This window comes from Streptomyces beihaiensis (assembly GCF_026274175.1).
GTDB lineage: Bacteria > Actinomycetota > Actinomycetes > Streptomycetales > Streptomycetaceae > Streptomyces > Streptomyces beihaiensis.
In genome coordinates this window covers 1-17159 of sequence record NZ_JAPHNL010000038.1, presented here as the reverse complement: position 1 = coordinate 17159, position 17159 = coordinate 1, and the positions used below count along the sequence as shown (strand labels likewise).

At 71.2% G+C, this 17159-nt stretch carries 18 protein-coding genes and 1 pseudogene; 7 read left to right on the top strand and 12 right to left on the bottom strand.

All coding sequences use genetic code 11. The features are described from left to right. Together OFY01_RS05500 and OFY01_RS05495 are read right to left on the bottom strand one after the other, a co-directional pair. The coding region (locus OFY01_RS05500; RefSeq protein ID WP_266596843.1) for a serine/threonine-protein kinase at positions 1–942 on the bottom strand (942 nt) is incomplete at its 3' end. Positions 943–1132: 190 nt separating this feature from the next. Beyond that, positions 1133–1900, bottom strand: coding sequence for a VOC family protein (locus tag OFY01_RS05495; RefSeq protein ID WP_266596841.1), 768 nt, complete (start codon positions 1898–1900; stop codon positions 1133–1135). A gap of 219 nt (positions 1901–2119) precedes the next feature. On the opposite strand from OFY01_RS05495, the gene OFY01_RS05490 reads away from it, so the two are divergent. Then, positions 2120–2767: a TetR family transcriptional regulator gene (locus tag OFY01_RS05490; RefSeq protein ID WP_266596839.1), complete on the top strand. Its 648-nt coding sequence runs from the start codon at positions 2120–2122 to the stop codon at positions 2765–2767. A gap of 142 nt (positions 2768–2909) precedes the next feature. Here OFY01_RS05490 and OFY01_RS05485 read toward each other — a convergent pair whose 3' ends face one another. Together OFY01_RS05485 and OFY01_RS05480 are read right to left on the bottom strand one after the other, a co-directional pair. Further along, on the bottom strand, positions 2910–3383 hold the full coding sequence (locus OFY01_RS05485; RefSeq protein WP_266596837.1) for a nitroreductase family deazaflavin-dependent oxidoreductase: 474 nt from the start codon (positions 3381–3383) through the stop codon (positions 2910–2912). Next, a complete protein-coding gene (locus tag OFY01_RS05480) occupies positions 3383–4675 on the bottom strand; it encodes an acyl-CoA dehydrogenase family protein (protein ID WP_266596835.1) in 1293 nt (430 codons plus the stop codon). Before OFY01_RS05480 ends, OFY01_RS05485 begins: the two co-directional genes overlap by 1 nt. A gap of 110 nt (positions 4676–4785) precedes the next feature. Between OFY01_RS05480 and OFY01_RS05475 the strand changes: the two genes are divergently transcribed. The 3 genes from OFY01_RS05475 to infA all read left to right on the top strand — a co-directional run bounded on the left by OFY01_RS05475 (position 4786) and on the right by infA (position 7702). Further along, positions 4786–6027 (top strand): thiolase C-terminal domain-containing protein, encoded by a 1242-nt coding sequence (locus OFY01_RS05475; RefSeq protein WP_266596833.1) that lies wholly within the window; start codon positions 4786–4788, stop codon positions 6025–6027. Between the two features lie 480 nt (positions 6028–6507). Beyond that, entirely contained in the window at positions 6508–7404 is an 897-nt protein-coding gene (locus tag OFY01_RS05470; protein WP_266596831.1) for a GNAT family N-acetyltransferase, read from the top strand. Between the two features lie 73 nt (positions 7405–7477). Next, complete coding sequence (infA, locus tag OFY01_RS05465) at positions 7478–7702, top strand: translation initiation factor IF-1 (protein ID WP_266596829.1); 225 nt, start codon at positions 7478–7480, stop codon at positions 7700–7702. 273 nt (positions 7703–7975) lie between these two features. Here the strand turns inward: infA and OFY01_RS05460 are convergent, their stop codons facing one another. Then, positions 7976–8779, bottom strand: a complete 804-nt coding sequence (locus OFY01_RS05460) for a COG4705 family protein (protein ID WP_266596827.1) — start codon at positions 8777–8779, stop codon at positions 7976–7978. Positions 8780–9242: 463 nt separating this feature from the next. Here OFY01_RS05460 and OFY01_RS05455 point away from each other — a divergent pair, with 463 nt between their 5' ends. Next, entirely contained in the window at positions 9243–10007 is a 765-nt protein-coding gene (locus tag OFY01_RS05455; protein ID WP_266596825.1) for a COG4705 family protein, read from the top strand. A 72-nt stretch (positions 10008–10079) separates the two neighbouring features. Here the strand turns inward: OFY01_RS05455 and OFY01_RS05450 are convergent, their stop codons facing one another. The 3 genes from OFY01_RS05450 to OFY01_RS05440 form a co-directional block, all read right to left on the bottom strand. After that, positions 10080–10961 carry an alpha/beta fold hydrolase gene (locus tag OFY01_RS05450; protein ID WP_266596823.1) on the bottom strand — a complete coding sequence of 294 codons (882 nt, stop codon included), beginning with the start codon at positions 10959–10961 and terminating at the stop codon, positions 10080–10082. 30 nt (positions 10962–10991) lie between these two features. Further along, entirely contained in the window at positions 10992–11498 is a 507-nt protein-coding gene (locus OFY01_RS05445) for a DinB family protein (protein ID WP_266596821.1), read from the bottom strand. Positions 11499–11916: 418 nt separating this feature from the next. Then, positions 11917–12426: a MarR family winged helix-turn-helix transcriptional regulator gene (locus tag OFY01_RS05440; RefSeq protein WP_266596845.1), complete on the bottom strand. Its 510-nt coding sequence runs from the start codon at positions 12424–12426 to the stop codon at positions 11917–11919. Between the two features lie 44 nt (positions 12427–12470). Here OFY01_RS05440 and OFY01_RS05435 point away from each other — a divergent pair, with 44 nt between their 5' ends. Next, complete coding sequence (locus OFY01_RS05435) at positions 12471–12980, top strand: carboxymuconolactone decarboxylase family protein (protein ID WP_266596819.1); 510 nt, start codon at positions 12471–12473, stop codon at positions 12978–12980. Positions 12981–13050: 70 nt separating this feature from the next. Here OFY01_RS05435 and OFY01_RS05430 read toward each other — a convergent pair whose 3' ends face one another. After that, positions 13051–14058: an acyltransferase family protein gene (locus OFY01_RS05430; RefSeq protein WP_266596817.1), complete on the bottom strand. Its 1008-nt coding sequence runs from the start codon at positions 14056–14058 to the stop codon at positions 13051–13053. A gap of 301 nt (positions 14059–14359) precedes the next feature. Between OFY01_RS05430 and OFY01_RS05425 the strand changes: the two genes are divergently transcribed. Next, positions 14360–15037 (top strand): pyridoxine/pyridoxamine 5'-phosphate oxidase, encoded by a 678-nt coding sequence (locus OFY01_RS05425; RefSeq protein WP_266596815.1) that lies wholly within the window; start codon positions 14360–14362, stop codon positions 15035–15037. Here the strand turns inward: OFY01_RS05425 and OFY01_RS05420 are convergent. The 3 genes and pseudogenes from OFY01_RS05420 to OFY01_RS05410 all read right to left on the bottom strand — a co-directional run. Next, positions 15015–15851 carry a GNAT family N-acetyltransferase gene (locus tag OFY01_RS05420; protein WP_266596814.1) on the bottom strand — a complete coding sequence of 279 codons (837 nt, stop codon included), beginning with the start codon at positions 15849–15851 and terminating at the stop codon, positions 15015–15017. The two genes, OFY01_RS05425 and OFY01_RS05420, sit on opposite strands and share 23 nt — an antisense overlap. Before the next feature lie 134 nt (positions 15852–15985). Continuing rightward, complete coding sequence (locus OFY01_RS05415; protein WP_266596811.1) at positions 15986–16531, bottom strand: class IV adenylate cyclase; 546 nt, start codon at positions 16529–16531, stop codon at positions 15986–15988. Between the two features lie 24 nt (positions 16532–16555). Beyond that, a pseudogene (locus tag OFY01_RS05410) lies at positions 16556–17071 on the bottom strand (JmjC domain-containing protein); the annotation flags it as partial. Positions 17072–17159 lie beyond the last annotated feature (88 nt).

Below are 17159 nucleotides of genomic sequence, written 5' to 3'. Positions count from 1 at the left end.
GCCAGGCCCCCGGCCACCGCCGCCTCCGCCGTGGTGCACGCCGGACCGGCCGCCGCGGCGCGCCTCGATGAGCTCGACGGACCGCTCCGGCAGCCACGCCGAGGCCGTGCCGCTGTCGTCGCTGCCCGAGCCGAACAGGTGCGGCGCGAGCTGGGCCTGCAGATCGGCGGGGCTGGGCCGCTGCGCGGGGTCCATCCGCATGCAGGCTTCCATGAGGGGCCGCAGCTCGTCCGGCAGCCCTTCCAGGTCGGGCCCTTCGCGCAGCAGCATGAAGACGGTCTCGACGGGGTTGGCGCCGTGGAACGGCGCATGCCCGGTGGCGGCGAAGACCAGCGTCGACCCGAGCGAGAACACGTCGGAGGCCCCGGTGACGCTGCGCGAGTCCTTCGCCTGCTCGGGCGACATGTACGCGGGCGTGCCGACGGCGACGTTGGTCATGGTCAGGCGGGTGTTGGAGACACCGGACGCGATACCGAAGTCGATGACGCGCGGCCCGTCCTCGACGACGAGGACGTTCGACGGCTTGAGGTCGCGGTGGACGAGACCGGCGCCGTGGATGGACTGCAGGGCCTCGGCGACGCCCGCGGCGAGCCAGCGGACGGCCTGGGCCGGCAGCGGCCCGGTCTCGTTCACTATCTCCTCGAGGGAGGGCGCCGGCACGTAGGCGGTCGCGAGCCACGGCACGGCGGCGCGCGGGTCGGCGTCGACGACGGCGGCCGTGTAGAAGCCGGAGACCGCGCGGGCGGCCTCGACCTCGCGCGTGAAGCGCACCCGGAACAACTGGTCCTCGGCGAGCTCGGTGCGCACCGTCTTGATCGCCACGCGTCGGCCTGATGCCGAACGTGCGAGATAGACCAGTCCCATGCCGCCCGCGCCGAGCCGTCCCAGGACCTCGAACGGACCGATCCGCCTCGGATCGTGCTGCGTCAGCTGATCCACCACTTGCCTGCCACCTCCCCGTGCGGGGCCGAATGTCCCCCCGACAGCGTCTCACCACCGCAGCGCTACGGCGGCACGCGACCCGATTGTTCCTGCAAGGGGTCGTGGTTGCGAACCCGGGGCCAAATCGGGGTGTCACGGGTGAGGCGGGGACGACTCGGGCGGCGGGGCCGCGCCGAGGCGCCCGAGACGGTCACCCGTCCGGCTCCCGCACGGCGAAGACGGCCCCTTGGTCGTCGGCGAGGACGGCCACGGCCCCCTCGCGGGTGGCCCGCGCCGCAGCCACGACGCGACCGCCGAGCCGGACCGCGGCCGCGCAGGTGGCCTCGGGGTCGGCGGCGCCGAAGTGGGCGAGGAAGCGGGCGGGCGCGCCGGTGGTGCGTCGACGGGCGGTACGGGGCGCGGTGGGGCCGCCCGGCGCGCGGCGGGCGGGGGCGGCGAGGTGCCAGGTGCGCAGTCCCGGCGCGGGGTCCTGGGCCGCGTACCCGAAGACGGACTCGTAGAAGGAGTCGCTCAGCGCGGGGTCGGGGGTGCGGAGCTCGGCCCGGCAGAAGGCGCCGGGCACGCCGGTGCGCTCGAAGCCCTGGTGGCTGCCGGGCTGCCAGAGTCCGAAGGCGGCCCGGTCGGGTCCCGCGGCGAGGGCGACGGTGGCGAGGGCGCCCTCGGAGACGGGCCCGGCGGCGATGCGCCCGCCGGCGGCGACGACCCTGTCGGCGGCGGCGTACGCGTCGCCCACGGCGAAGTGCACGGTCCAGGCGGGGACTGCGCCCGCGGGGGCCGGGGCCAGGGCGGCGACGGCCCGGTCGTCGCTGTAGGCGCCGGTGTAGTAGCCGCGCTCGGCGCCCGCGCCCTCGTCGAAGGTCCACCCGAACAGATCGCCGTAGAACCGCTTGGCCGCCTCGACGCGGGGCAGCCGCGCGTCGGCCCAGCACGGGGCGCCTTCGGGGAAGTCCGGGTACATGACCGCACGCTAGACCTGGCGCCCGCTCACCCGCCGCCCAAATTCGAACGTCTGGCCAATTCTCGACGCCGGCACGCGCCTCGGCGGCGGGCCCCGGAGTACGTCACCACGCCCTCGCCCCCGGGCCGCGCGCACCCCTGGGGAGCCCGCGCGCAGGCCCCCAACCCCATTTGCACTCTGCCGAATCGCGCTCCGATCACCCCTCGGTAAGCTGACGGCATGACAGGACAAGTTCGTACCGTCGACGGCCGTGTGGCCGGACGGCGTGGTCAGGCAACCCGTCAGAAGCTGCTCGAGTGTCTTGGCGAGATGCTCAGCTCGTCCCCTTACCGGGACGTCAAAGTCATCGATGTGGCACGAAAGGCGGGCACTTCACCCGCGACTTTCTACCAGTATTTCCCGGATGTCGAGGGCGCCGTCCTGGAGATCGCCGAGCAAATGGCCGCCGAGGGCGCGTCGTTGACGCAGCTGGTGGCCGACCGTTCCTGGACCGGCAAGGCCGGCTGGACGACGGCTCAGGAACTGGTCGACGGTTTCCTGGACTTCTGGCGCAGGAACGACGCGATCCTGCGCGTCGTCGATCTCGGCGCGGCCGAGGGCGACAAGCGCTTCTACAAGATTCGCATGAAGATCCTGAACTCGGTGAACAACTCTTTGGCCGACGCGGTGAAGGCGCTCCAGGACAAGGGCCGCGTCGACAAGGACGTGAGCCCGGCGGCGGTCGCCGGTTCGCTGGTCGCGATGCTGGCGGCGGTCGCGGCGCACCAGAAGGGTTTCCAGAGCTGGGGCGTCAAGCAGGCCGAACTCAAGCCGAATCTGGCCCTGTTGGTGCACCTCGGAGTGACGGGGAAGAAGCCGACGAAGTAACACCTGGGCCATGCCTTGATTGTCCGGAACCAGCTGTTCCGGGTCCTGTCGTACAGCGGCGGTTCACGTTGGTGACAACGTGGACCGCCGCTGTTGCGGTTACGGCCGCTGTCATACGCTCACGGCAGCCGTGCTCGCGCACTCACCGCCGCTCCAGCCGGAAGAGCCTGATCTCCCGCTCGACGCGCGCTTGATAGGTGGCGTACGGCGGCCAGAAGCGCAGCGCCGCCCGCCACGCGGCCTCCCTTTCCTCGCCCGTGAGCAGCCGGGCCGTCACCGGAATGTCGCAGCCGTGCCAGCTGATCTCGGCGTCCGGGTGGGCGAGGAGATTGGCCGTCCAGGCGGGGTGCCCGGTCCTGCCGAAGTTGGACCCGACGAGCAGCCAGCGCCCCTCGCCCTCCGGCATGCACGCGAGTGGCGTACGCCGTCGCAGCCCGCTTCTGGCGCCGCGCGCGGTGAGGACGACGCCGGGCAGCATCTGGGCGCTGAGCAGCACTTTGCCGCCGGTGAGCCGGTGGACGGCACGGTCGAGCGGAGGAATGACGTGCGGCGCGAGCCGGGCGAACGCACGCGTCGACGACACCTTCTGGACGAGCCGGATGCCGGGCGGAGCCATCAGGCACTCACCGCCCGCGCGGCCCCGGCGGAGCCGGGGAACAGCTCGGCGACTTGCGCGGCGCGGGCCCTCAGCAGGTGGGCGGGCCCGAAGAGCAGCTCGTCACCGGCGGCCCGCTTCAGGTACAGGTGCGCGTCGTGCTCCCAGGTGAAGCCGATGCCGCCGTGCAGCTGCACGGCCTCGGCCGCGGAGGTCCGCAGCGCTTCGAGGGCCTGGGCGAGAGCGAGCCCGCCGACCCGTTCACCCGGTTCGCTCTCGCGTGCGGCGGCGGCCGCCCACGCGGCGTAGTAGGCGGCCGAGCGCGCCGCCTGTACGCGTACGTACACGTCGGCGAGCCGGTGCTTGACCGCCTGGAAGGAGCCGATGGGCCGCCCGAACTGTTCGCGCTCCTTGACGTACTCGACCGTCCGCTCAAGGGCCCGATCGGCGGCGCCCACGGCCTCGGCGGCGAGCAGCGCGGCGACGGCGTCCCCGGTCGCGCGCAGCGCCGCGGCCACATCGGCGCCGCCGCGGCCTTCGCCGCCGCCCAGGAGCTCGGCGGCCACGTCCCGAAGCTCGACGCGGGCCTGCGGCCGGGTCTCGTCGAGGGCGGTCTGCCGCACGCGGACGAGTCCCGGCGCGTCGCCCCGTACGAGAAAGAGCAGGGTGCGCGAGCGGGCGAAACCGCCGGTGTGCGCGGCGACGACCAGCAGCCCGGCGCTGTGCCCGTCGAGCACCTGCTCGGCCTGCCCGTACAGCCGCCAGCCGGTGCCGCCGTCCGCGCGGGGGCCGGAGGCGGAGACGGGGCCGGCGCCGACGCCCGGGCCCGGGCCGGTCCCCCGCCGGGCCTGGATGCCGCCGGCCCGGCCGCCGCCCGCCCAGTCGCTCGTGTTGTCGGCGACGAGCCCGAGCGCGGTGGCGAGTCCGGTGCCGGGCACGGCGAGCGCGGCGGTCAGGGTGCCGTCGGCGATGCGCGGCAACAGGGCCTCGCGCTGGGCGTCGCCGCCGAGCGCGGCGACGAGCGGGGCGACGAGCCCGCTGCTGGCGAGCAGCGGGGTCGGGGCCAGAACTCGCCCCAGCTCCTCCTCGGCCAGCGCGAGTTCGGTGACGCTCGCGCCGACGCCGCCGTGCCGGTCGGGCAGCGCGAGGCCGGGGAGCCCGAGCTCACGGCTGAGCGTGCGCCACAGTGCCGGGTCATACCCCACCGGAGTGCGGACGGCGGCCTTCACCTCGTCGGGGGTGCAGCGCTTGGTGGTGAGTGCGCGCAGGGTGCGGCGGATCTCCTGCTGTTCCTCGCTGAGCTTGGCGTCCATGCGGGCCCCTTCCTGACGGGCCGTCATGTTAGGGCGGCGAGGCGAACCGGGGAAGGGGCGAGCGAGCGCGGGCCGGTACGCCGGGCCGAACCTGATGTACCGTCAGTTCCATGACAGGCAGCGTATCCACACGCACAGCCCGCACAGACCCCGCACCCCGCACAGTCCCCGCACCCCACCCAGCCGCCACCACCCGCCCCAAGGCCGCCATCACGGGTGTCGCCCTCTCCGACTGCGGACGCGTCGACGACGCCACGCCCTACGCCCTGCACGCCCAGGCCGCCCGCAGGGCGCTCGCCGACGCCGGGCTCGCCCCGGACGTCGTGGACGGCTTCGCCAGCGCCGGCCTCGGCACGCTCGCCCCGGCCGAGGTGGCCGAGTACCTCGGCCTCAAACCCCGCTGGGTGGACTCCACTTCGGTGGGCGGCTCCACCTGGGAGGTCATGGCGGCACACGCGGCGGACGCGATAGCCGCCGGGCACGCGCGGGCGGTCCTGCTGGTCTACGGTTCCACGGCCCGCGCCGACATCAGGGCGGGCCGCCGCACGTCGAACCTGTCCTTCGGCGCGCGCGGCCCGTCGCAGTTCGAAGTCCCGTACGGCCACACACTGATCGCCAAGTACGCCATGGCGGCCCGCCGCCACATGCACACGTACGGCACGACGCTCGACCAGCTGGCCCAGGTGGCCGTCCAGGCGCGGCAGAACGCGTCCCGCAACCCGGAGGCGATGTTCCGTACGCCGATCACGACGGACGAGGTCCTCTCCGGCCCGATGATCGCCGACCCGTTCACCAAGCTCCACTGCTGCATCCGCTCGGACGGCGGCGCGGCGGTGCTCCTGGTGGCCGAGGAGCTGGTCGCAGACTGCGCGAAGCCGCCGGTCTGGATTCTGGGCGCGGGCGAGCACGTCTCGCACACGACCATGTCCGAGTGGGACGACTTCACGGTCTCCCCGGCCGCCGTGAGCGGACGGCTGGCCTTCGAACGGGCCGGGATCGCCCCGTCGGAGATCGACATCGCGGAGATCTACGACGCCTTCACGTACATGACGCTGGTGACCCTGGAGGACCTGGGATTCTGCGCGAAGGGCGAGGGCGGCGCGTTCGTGGAGAAGGGCCGCCTGCTCCACACGGGAGACCTGCCGACCAACACCGACGGCGGCGGCCTGTCGGCCCAACACCCGGGAATGCGCGGCCTGTTCCTGCTCGTGGAGGCGGTGCGTCAGCTGCGCGGCGAGGCGGGCGGCCACCAGGTCGAGCGCGCGGACGGCACGCCTCCCGCGCTCGCGGTGGCGTCCGGGACGGGCGGGTGGTTCTGCTCGTCGGGGACGGTGGTGCTCGGCCGGGAATGAGACCGGCGCCCGCACCCCGGAGAGCCGGGGCGCGGGCGCCGGTGTCGAACATGGTGAGACCTACGAGGTGGGCTCCCTTGCCGGCATTGCCCGACAGGTGCTTGGGGTCGCCGTCCGGTCCAACCACTACCTTCCGGCCTCTCAGCCCGACCGTTGAACGTCGCGTTGGCGAAGGCTCTTGCTCCCTTCACCGGCGTGGCTGCTATCGGACTCCCTCGCTCGCCCCGCAGGTCGACTTTCATACTAAAACGGCACATACCGGACCGCAAGGGGTCGCTCGGAAAAATCATTGGCGGGCCGACGGCCGAGCGGATACCTTGCAGTCGACCGTGACATCGCCGGAGGAGGTGAGACCCGTGAACGCTGTATCGAGATGGGTGCTCCCCCTCTTTTGTCACGGTGTGCGACTGACCCAGTTCTAGGTGTCGTCGGGAGCGCCCTCGCACCAGGGCACTCCTGAAGCCTGAAAGGCGAACACCTATGAACCCTATGAAGCCTGCGCACGCCACAGACGCCGCGGACACCACACACGGCGCACACGCCACAGACGCCGCGGACACCGCGAACACCGCGAACACCGCGAACACCGCGACGATCACGCGGGTCGACGAGACCCAGTGGGAAGCCGTGACCGACAGCGGCCTGATCGTCGGCGAGGGCGATCTCTCCCACCGCCCCGACGGGCGGCGCTTCATCAGCATCGACGTATGGCAGGACACGGTCTTCGACCAGCTCGCCGCCGCGATGCTCGCCGAACTTCCCGAACCGCTCCACACACTGGTCGGCGAGCACGACCACGCCCTCACATCGCGCTGGGAGCGGCTCGGCTTCACGGTGGGGCGCCGCGAACACGTATACGTACTGCCCACCAAGCCCCCGGCGTCCTCAGCGGCCCCTGCATCCTCGGCGTCCTCGGCGACCCGAAAGGATCTCCCGCCCACCGGCGTGACGATCGCGCCCGCGGGCACGGCGGACGAGACACTGCTCCGCGCCCTGGACCGCACGGTCCGCCAGGAGATCGAGGCGACCGTCGGCTGGCACACCATGCCCGCCGAGGTACTGTCCCACCCGGACGGGGACACTCTGATCGACCCCTCGAAGTACGCGGCGGCGGCACTGAACGGCGAGTACGTGGGCCTGGTACGCGTGGTGCCGGTCCGCAGCCGGGCACGGATCGGCCTGCTCGCGGTACGGGCGGACCACCGTGGCCGGGGCATCGGCCGGGCTCTGCTGACCCACGCGCTGAGCACGCTGCACCGCGGGGGCATCGGCTCCGCCTGGGCCGAGGTGGACACGTCCAACGCGGCCGCGATCGCACTGGTCGAGGCAGTGGGCGCCACACGGTCCAGCGGCTACGTGGAGCTCGTACGCCACTGACCCGGATCGGCAGGAACAACCGAACCGACCACGAAGAAGACGAAGAAGAAGACGAGAGAGCGAGCGTCAGATTTTGCCAAAAGCAGCGAACGGTCTGGAGATCGAGGGCACGGTCCTCGAATGCCTGCGCAACGCCACCTTCAAGGTGGAGCTGAACAACGGGCACCACGTGCTCGCGCACATCAGCGGGAAGATCCGGAAGAACTACATCAAGATCCTCCCGTTCGACCGCGTCCTCGTGGAGCTCAGCCCCTACGACCTGACCCGAGGCCGGATCCTGTACCGGTACCGGAACTGACTGGTACTCAGACCGGTGCCGTCTCGAAGGACTTGAGCATCTCCTCCAACGCGCGTTGGTCCGGCCCGATGAAGGGCTCGGCATCGGCGCTCCGGAGCAGTCCGAGGAGAAGCGGACCCGGGAGAGGTCGTCGTAGATGCCGACGGTGGCCGGGTTGTCGAACAGTGGGGGCCGCACCCCGAGCAGGGTGCGGCCCCCACGTCGAGCTGTTGGCCGGGGTCTCCAGCACCCTCCAGCACCACCCTCCAGCACCACCCTCCGGCGGTCTTCGGCTCACGCGCCGACAGGCTCCCGCGCCGGCTCCCGCTGGACGTCGGACCGGGTGGCGGAGAGGTAGGCGACCATTCCGGCGATCATCAGGGTCAGCACCAGGGCCACCGGCCCGTCACCGAGGCCGAGCCCGCCCGTGCTCTTCGGCTTGCCGAGCCCGTCGGCGAGCGAGGCGCCGAGCGGTCGGGTGACGACGTACGACGCCCAGAACGCGAGCACCGGGTTCCAGCGCAGCCAGCGGTAGCCGACGGCCGGGACCGCGATGAGAGCGGCGAAGAGTGCCGCCGAGGTGAAGTAGCCGAGGTGGAGGGTGAAGGCCGTGAGGTCACCGAGCGCGGTGCCCATCGCGAACGTGGCCACGACCGCGGCCCAGTAGAACGCCTCCCGCCGGGGCGTGTCGACGCTGTGGATGGACAGCGTGTTCTCGCAGGCCCGCCACACGGCGAAGACCGCGAGCAGCATGATCGCGTACAGCAGGCTCGACGCCGTGTACGAGACGCCGACCGCGACGTGCAGCACGTCGGCGGCCATCGTGCCGAACACGCCGACCCCGACCACGGCGGACCAGTAGGACCAGGCCCGGTAGCGGGCGGTCCTGAACTGTACGACGAGTGCCACGACGAATCCGGCGAAACCGAGGAGGACCGCGACCGGCGGGGCCATCACGCCGACCAGGTAGTCGGACGTGGCCTCGCCCATCGCCGTCGAAAGCCCCTTGACCACCCAGAACGCGACGGTGATCTGGGGGACGCGCAGGGCCCCTCGGGTCGTCAGCCACGAACCGGAGTGCCGTGTGGGCGAAGTCATGGGACCCCTCGTGATCGCTCGCGTGATTCTCGTGAACCTCAGGACTGCTGCGGACGGGCCATATTCTTACATCGTGTAGTAGCACGGATCGCGGCACCCCCACTCGTTCGAGTGGCGCCGGCCCGCTCGGTGCGCGCAACGCGCGGTCGCGGCAGTCGACCGGTGCCAGGATGACCACGCCTGAGGGCCGAACGAGCGGTCAGACCACGCGAATCCGACGGAGCGAGAGCGGATGCCCACGAGCAGGACGAATCCGACAGCGCCAACAGAAACGGGAACGGAAGCCGAAGCGGGAGTGGGGGCGGAAGCAGAAGCGGAAACGGAAGCGGGGGCGGCGGAAGCAGAAGCGGCAACGGAGGCGGGGGCGGTAGCGGCAACGGAAGCGACAGGGAAGGGACTTACGAGGGCGGGGGCGGGGGCGGGGCCGGCGGCAGCCGTCTTCGTGGAGCGGAAGCTCCCCCAAGTGACGCTGCTGTTCTGGGTGTTGAAGACGGTAGCGGTCACGCTGGGCGAGACCGCGGGGGACCTGCTGGGCATCACCCTCAGACTCGGCTACCTCGCCACCGGCCTCGTCTTCCTCGCGTTCTTCGTCGTCACCGTGGTCGCGCAGGTCAGGTCAGGTCGTTTCCGTCCGGCCCTGTTCTGGGCGGTGGTTCTCGGCACCAGCATGGTCGGCACCGAGATCTCCGACCTGCTCAACCGCGGCTTCGGGCACGGCAGCGCGCCCGCCGGCATCGGCTACGCCTGGGGCGCGGCCCTGCTCACCGGCGTGCTGGGCGTCGTCTTCCTCGTATGGTGGCGCACCGGCCGGACGTACGACGTGGAGAACATCACCGACCGTCCGGGCGAGATCCTCTACTGGATCGCGATCCTCGTCTCCAACACCTTGGGCACGTCCACCGGAGACTGGCTCTCCGACGACACCGGCCTCGGATTCCGCAACGCGTTCCTCGTCATCGCGGGCACCATGGCGCTGATCGTCGCCGCGCACTACCTGACGAACATCCCCGGAACCCTGCTGTTCTGGCTGGCCTTCGTCCTGACCCGCCCGCTGGGCGCCGCGGGCGGGGACTCGCTGACCAAGCCGGTCGCGGAGGGCGGCCTGGGCTGGGGCACGGCGTGGGGCTCCGCCGCCCTGTGCGCCCTGCTCATCGCCCTGATCGCCCACCAGACCCGGCACGTCCGGCGACACCCGCTGCCGCCGCTGCCCGCGCCCGGCACGGCGTGACGCGGAGCCGCCGGCCCGCGCGGTGGGCGGTCGGCGGTCGGCGGCCGCCGACCGCTCTGCGAGGACTTGCACTCAGCCGGTGTGGCGCACGATCGCGTCGACGAGGTCGGGCCAGATCTCGCGGGGCCGGTCGTGCCCCATGTCGGGGAGCAGGAGCAGTTCGGCGCCCGGCACCAGCTCCGCCGTACGCCGACCGCCGCTCGGCTCGATCAGCGTGTCGTCCAGCCCGTGGATCACCAGAGTCGGCACCTGGAGCTTGCGGAGAGCGTCCGCGCGTGAGCCGTCGAGGACTATCGCGCCGAGCTGACGGCCCACCCCGTCGGGGTAGTAGGCGCGGTCGTAGCTGCGGGCGGCGTACTCCCGGAGGGCCGCCGGGTCGCCGTACCGCTTGGAGGCCCACGCCATGGACCGCTCGGCCGCCGCGATGTACCCGGCACGGTCCGAGGGCTTCGGCCCGAACAGCGCGGCCTGGGCCTCGGGGGTCGCCCGGCCGTACTCGCTCTCGCCGGTCGAGGACATCATCGACGTCAGCGTCAGGACGCGCTCCGGCCGGTTGATGGCCATGTTCTGGGCGATCATTCCACCCATCGACGCGCCGACCACGTGGGCCCGCTCGACACCGAGCGCGGTGAGCAGGCCGAGCCCGTCGTCGGCCATGTCCCGGAGCCCGTACGGGACCATCGCGAGGGCCGCGGAGGCGTCCCCCGCCCCGAGCGCCTCGATGAGCCGCCCCATGTCCAGGGGATGGTCGTGGAACTTGGTGGACAGGCCGCAGTCGCGGTTGTCGTAGCGGATCACGTACCGTCCGCGATCCGCCAGCGCGCGGCAGAAGTCGTCCTCCCAGGCGATCATCTGGGCGCCGAATCCCATCACGAGCAGCACCGGCGGGTCACCGGGGTCGCCGAAGGCTTCGTAGGCTATGGACACTTCGGGCGAGACGTCGACGATCGGCATGCTCAGATCTTGCCAGGTCCTGATGCCGGCCTAGTCGCCGGTCGTGCCGTCGAGCATCTCGCGGATGATGTCCAGGTGGCCGTTGTGGCGGGCCGTCTCCTCGACGAGGTGGTGCAGGATCCAGCGCAGGTCGACGTGGCGGCCGTCGCGGACCGGCCGCTCCGCACGCTGGTCCAGGTCCGTGCGGGCGACCAGCTCACGGTAGCGGGCGCTGTGCTCCGCGTACTCGTCGAGCAGCTGCGCGAGCGGGAAGTCGACGGCGACACGCATCTCGCGGTCCGGGTCGTCGTCGGTCCACGGCCCCTGGTCCTCCTCGCCGAGGAAGACCACCTGGAACCAGTAGTACTCGACCCAGCGCAGATGGTTGATCAGGCCGCTCATCGTCATCAGCGGCGAGCCGGGCAGCAGCGACTTGCGGGCGTTCTCCTCGCAGACGCCGTCGCACTTGGCGCGTGCGGTGTCCCGCGCGTAGTCGAGGAACGTGGTGAGCTGGGCGCGTTCGTCCCAGGCGGCAGGCATGTCGTCGATTCTCGTCATCGTACGAAGCCTCCCCGACCCGCGCCCCCGATGTCGAGGCGTTTACGGACGGGCGAAGGCCCGATCACCCGTCGAATGTCCGACCACCCGTCGCGAAGCGTCCGACGCCCCAGGGAAGCGACCCCGGCCGCGACATCCGCATCTCCACCACGAGTCGCACACGAGGAGGGCGCCATGACCGCCGCTACACGTTCGACGTCTTCTCCGGCCTCTACGGCTTCGGCGTCACCGCCCTCGAACTGCTGGAGCACCACACACGGGACGGCGCCACACAAGAACTGACCTACCGCCCGACCTTGCACACCTGAGCCACCACCCGACCTCGCACACACCTGACCCACCACCCCGAGGACCGGCCGCAGCTACCTGGCCACCCGCTCACCCGGCGCTCCGGCCCCGGTCACCCCGTCCCCTCCGGTCACCCCATCCCCCCGATCCACCCCGCCGCATCGAGCCGGAACGCCCCGGGCGCCACCACGGCACGCAGGTCGTCCTCGATCGCACACACCCGTTCCTCGCCGAGGGCGTCGGCCCACTCCGCGCGCAACTGGTCGAAGATCGCGGCCGAGCGTGCCAGTACGTCACCCCCGCGTGCGGTCAACCGCACGATGCGGCGTCGCGCGTCGGCGGGGTCGTCGCCACGCTCGGCGTACCCGAGGGCGACCAGGCGGTCGACGGTCTTGCCCGCGGCCTGCTTCGAGATTCCCAGACGGCGGGCGATATCACTGGCGGCAGCACCTTCACGCCCGACCGCCTGGAGGGCGAAGCCATGCGCCGGGCGGACGTCGGGATGGCCTTGGCGGGCGAGTTCGGTGTGCAGCTGGTCGATGAGACTACGGAACCCGGCAAACAGGAGCAGGGGCAACTCATACCCGGCGCGCGAGGTCCCGACGACCCCCTCGACGGGAACGACAACCTGGTTTACCATCTCATCATCGTCAACCATGTTGTCCATCTTAGGAGGGCGTCGTCATGTTCACCACGCACACCCTGGAGACCGCCCCGCGGGAATCACAGCCGACGATGCGCACCATCGCTGAAAGGTCAGACGGCGCGATCCCCGAAGCCGTGGCACGGCTCGCCACGTCACCCGAGCTGCTCAACGGCTTCCTGGCCCTGAGCGCCAGCCTCGAGAGCTGCACGCTCGACCCACTGGCCAGGGAGGTCGTCATCATGACGATCGCCGTACGCAACCAGTGCCGCGTCTGCGTCGCCATGCACACGGGCAAGCTCCACGCACTCGACGCGGAACCGGAACTCGTCGCCACCCTGCGCGAGAACCGGTCACCGTCCGACGCGCGCCTCGCGTCGATACGGGCCTTCACACTCGACGTCCTGGCCACCGCGGGCGCCGTGGACGACGACTCGCTCAAGACGCTGTTCGCTCACGGCTACACCGAGCGCAACGCGCTGGAGGTGGTCATGGCCATCGGCGCGTACACGATGTCGACGTTCGCCAACCGCCTGGTCAGAGCGGCGTGATCGCATGTCGATCGCCCACAACGGGCCACCGAGGACAGACCGCCCGAACAGGCCGCCGCTCCGGACCGGCTCACCCGCCACTCGACGGTCGCACGAGCAGCCGCGGCGGTCGCGGCATCCGCGGCTCCACCGCCCACCGCGTCAACCACCGCACCGGCGGCGTGGTCAGCAGCACCGCGACGCACACCGCACAGGCGGTCAGCCCGACGATGGCCAGCGGGCCCGCGGCGGCGGCCGCGTCGTGCACGCCGAGCACCTCTCCGAGCTTCACCAGCATCCCGTGGAGCAGGAACGGGTACATGGTGAGCGCGCCGAGCGAGGTGAGCCACAACCGCCGTGCGGGCACCAGGGAAAGCACCGTCGCGACAAGGATCGCGCTCACCACGAACAGGCCCAGCCGCACAAGGACGTACTCCACGGCCCCGACGCCGAGACCGTCGGCGCTCTGCCTCATGTCCAGCCAGTGGACGTCGGCGCCCGGCACCAGCATGTACGCGACCGGCACCGCCAGGACGGCGACCGCGGCAGCCCACCCGCGTACGGCCTTGCGCCGCAGCCACTGGAAGTGTTCGCGCCTCAACTGCAGTCCGGCCACGAACCACGGCAGGAATTGCAGGATCCGCGTGAACGCGAAGTCGTCGCTCACATAGGTGAGTCCGGCGGCGAGGGAGATCAGTACCGCGACGAGGACAGGCCGCGAAAACGCCCGCCACACCGGAGTGGTCAGCCGCCAGAAGAAGAGGGCCACCAGGAACCACAGCATGTAACTGGGCAACGTCACAGTGAACCGCAGCGGCCCCCCGTCCGCCTTGGCCATGACGATCAAATAGACGAACTCGAACACCAGATAGGGAACGAGGGTCGATTTGACGAGTTTACGGATCTGGTCGGGACGCCCCTCGAAGTTCCGCGAGAAGTACCCGCTGAGCAGGATGAACGCGGGCATGTGGAACGAGTAGACGACCATGTACGCGGCTTTGAGCGCGCGCGAGTCACCGATCAACGGATACCAGTTGTGCCCGATCACGACCATCACGATCAGAACGAACTTCGCATTGTCGAAGAAGGGATCACGCACCGCGCGCGACGGTCTTGTGGCCGTCGTGGCAGCGCTTTCGGTCGCGGCTTCCGTCACGGCTTCCGTTGCCGGGGCGGCGGTCGGCTCTGCGGTGGCGACACTGCGATCCATGAGGTGAACGCTAGGGGCTCTTTCTGTGCGACATCAAGCAATGCGGTCGGTTCCCCATGAGACCACCCATGTATTCACACGTCCACCCACCCACCACATCGAGCGAGAGCGCGCCGGCCGTCTGCGCCGAGACCGGCTCCGCGGGTCCTCTCCTTGAGGTCGAAGGCGCCCCGGGTGCCAGAATCGGCCCATGCACGCAGCCGACCCGCCCGTTCCCGACCTGCAGGCCCTGCTCCGGACCCTGCGCGTGTGGGACACCGACCTGCCCGCCTTCGATCCGGCCACCGCGCCCGACGCGCCCCTGCCGCTGTTCCTGAGGTGGTTCGCGGCCGCCGTCGACGCCGGGCAGCCCGAACCGCACACCCCGTCGCTCGCGACCACCGACGCCGAGGGCCGCGCCGACGTCCGTACGGTCATGCTGCACGGCGCCGACGACACCCACGGCTTCCGGTTCGCCTCGCACTCCGGCAGCGCCAAGGGGCGGCAGCTGGCCGCACGCCCGTACGCGGCACTCGGCTTCTACTGGCCCGTGCAGGGGCGGCAGGTGCGGGTGCGCGGGCCCGTGCGCACCGCGCCCGCCGACGTCGCCCACCGCGACCTGCACGCCCGCTCGACCGGCGCGCTCGCCTCCGCGCTCGTCGGGCACCAGAGCCAACCCCTCGCCTCGTACGAGGAGTTGGAGCACGCGTCCGACGCCGCCTGGGAGCGGGCCCGGCGCGAGCCGGACGCGATGGCCCCCTCCTGGACCGTGTACGACCTCGCCCCGGACGAGGTCGAGTTCTTCCAGGGAGACGCCCGGCGGCGACACATCCGCCTCAAGTACCGCCGCGTCGACGGCAATTGGCTCAGGGAACTTCTGTGGCCGTGAACTCCCACACCGCGAAGTCCCGCACCGGGCGGTAGCCGATGCGCTGGTAGAGGGCGTTGGAGGTGGGGTTGGCGAGGTCGGTGTTGAGCAGCACCTCACGGGCGCCCGCCTGCCGGGCGGCCCGGCTGATCTCGGCCGTGACCGCGCCCGCGTAGCCGCGGCCGCGCAGGGCGGGCGGGGTGTAGACCGGGGCGACGCGTACCGCTCCGGCGGCGGGACGCGTGACGCCCGCCATCGAGACAGGCGTGCCGTCCTCGGCCTCCCAGAGCGTGACGCCGCGGAACGCCAGACGGCCGTCCACCCACTGCGCGGCCTGTTCCGGCGAAGCCTCGTGGAGCAGTCCCGCATCCACGGAGAACTCCAGGAACCAGCGTTCCAGCAGCTCCCGGTCGCCCTCGTCCGCGACGCGCGGGCGGCCCGGCGGCAGCGGGTCGGGCGGGGTGAGGCCGGACAGGCGGTACAACCGCTGCCGCATCACGCACTCCGCCCGCCTGTCCGGATGGCGCCCGCGCCAGGCGTCGGCCACGACCGCCACGGCCTCGGCCGCACCGGTCACACCGCGCACGGGCCGGTCGGCCAGCACCTCGACCAGCGCCCTCGCCGCCGCGGCGTCCGGCAGGGACACGTACGGGTGCCGCGGCGGCGTCCAGAAGAAGTACCCGCCGGTACGCCCGTCCGACCCGACCCACACCCCGAACCGCACGTCGCCGTCGCCCCGGACGTCACCCGCCCGCAGCGACTCGACCACGCCGAGACCGACCGAGTGCAGCGCCGGATCGCGGCGCATGAACGCCCCCGCACGCGCCTCGAACACCCCCACATCGCACGTAAGTAGCCACGCACCTACGCCTCCGGCTCCCGCTCCCGAAATCTCCATGCCTCATGCTGAGCTGGGCCGACCACTTCGAGCCACGGGTTTTCGGCCTGAGCCAGGTTTCGGGACGTCCGTCAGGCGAAGAGCAGGGCGGGTTCGGCGAGGATGTCGCGGTCCAGTTCGCTCTTGTAGATGAGGTCGATGCTTCCGAAGCGGGCCTTGTCGTAGTCGAGTCCGAGGGCCGCCACGGCCTTGCGGACGGCTTCTTCGGAGCCGGCCTCGATCTCCAGGAAGGTGGGGAGGCCGGGCCAGGTGTCGAAGTCGTACGCCACGCCGTCGAGTTGCCATTCCTCGCGGTAGTTCTGCTGATACCGGACCTGGCGCAGCCCCAGGGCGCCGAGAAGCTCGGCGGTGCGCCCCAGGTCGTTGACCTCGATCTCGATCTCGGTGGTGCCGTTGATGTGGGTGGCGTCGCTGACCTGCTTGAGGGCCAGCGTGGTCTTGCCGCCCTCGTCGCGCAGGCGCAGCCACTGCTCGCCCCGCACTGCGTCGTTCTCGAAGATGAGCCGGGTGAACATGGTCCTGCCGAAAACCCGCTCGGCACCGGCGGCCCGCAGCCGCCCACGGACGGCATCGACGCCGATCTCCAGGAACTTCGCTTCGTATTCGTGCTGAGCCAAGGCTTTCTCACTCTCCACTGGCACTCACGTCGTGTAGTCCAACTCGGTCACCGCGGCTCGGCGTATCCGGCATGCCTCTTCTCTCGGGTCGAGGCGCTTGAGGTACTCGATCAGCTCGGCCTTCACGTCTTGGATCTCCTCCAGCAGGGACGCCTCGGACAGACGGCCCGGTCGGATGATCTGCCGGAAGGCTCGATCCTCGATCGCGGCGGCCACCAGCTTCTCCGCCAGCCACATCGGGGTCCGCTCGCGAATCGCGAACGTCAGGTGGACGCTGGCTGTGTCCGGATCGCTGACGAGTGGATTGTGAACCCATCCACGCGGCAGCACCATCGACTGTCCTGGGTGAAGGACGATCTCCTCATCGGGCCCCGCCGCCTCCCAGGCCCGTACGTAGTCATCCTTCCAGACCCGGAACGACTCGTTGTACGCGCGCGTCGGCGCGTCGACAGGCGGCTCCCAGAGCTGCCACACCTTCGCCCCGGAGAGCTGCACGATCACGGCCATCTGCTGGTCCCAGTGGTGGCGAAGGCCCTGCTTGCCGCCCGGCGTCCCTCTCTGTCAGCCTTAGGTGAGACGTTCCGCTTCGCCGGGTTAGCCTGAGAGGGCACGACAGGAGAACCACCCC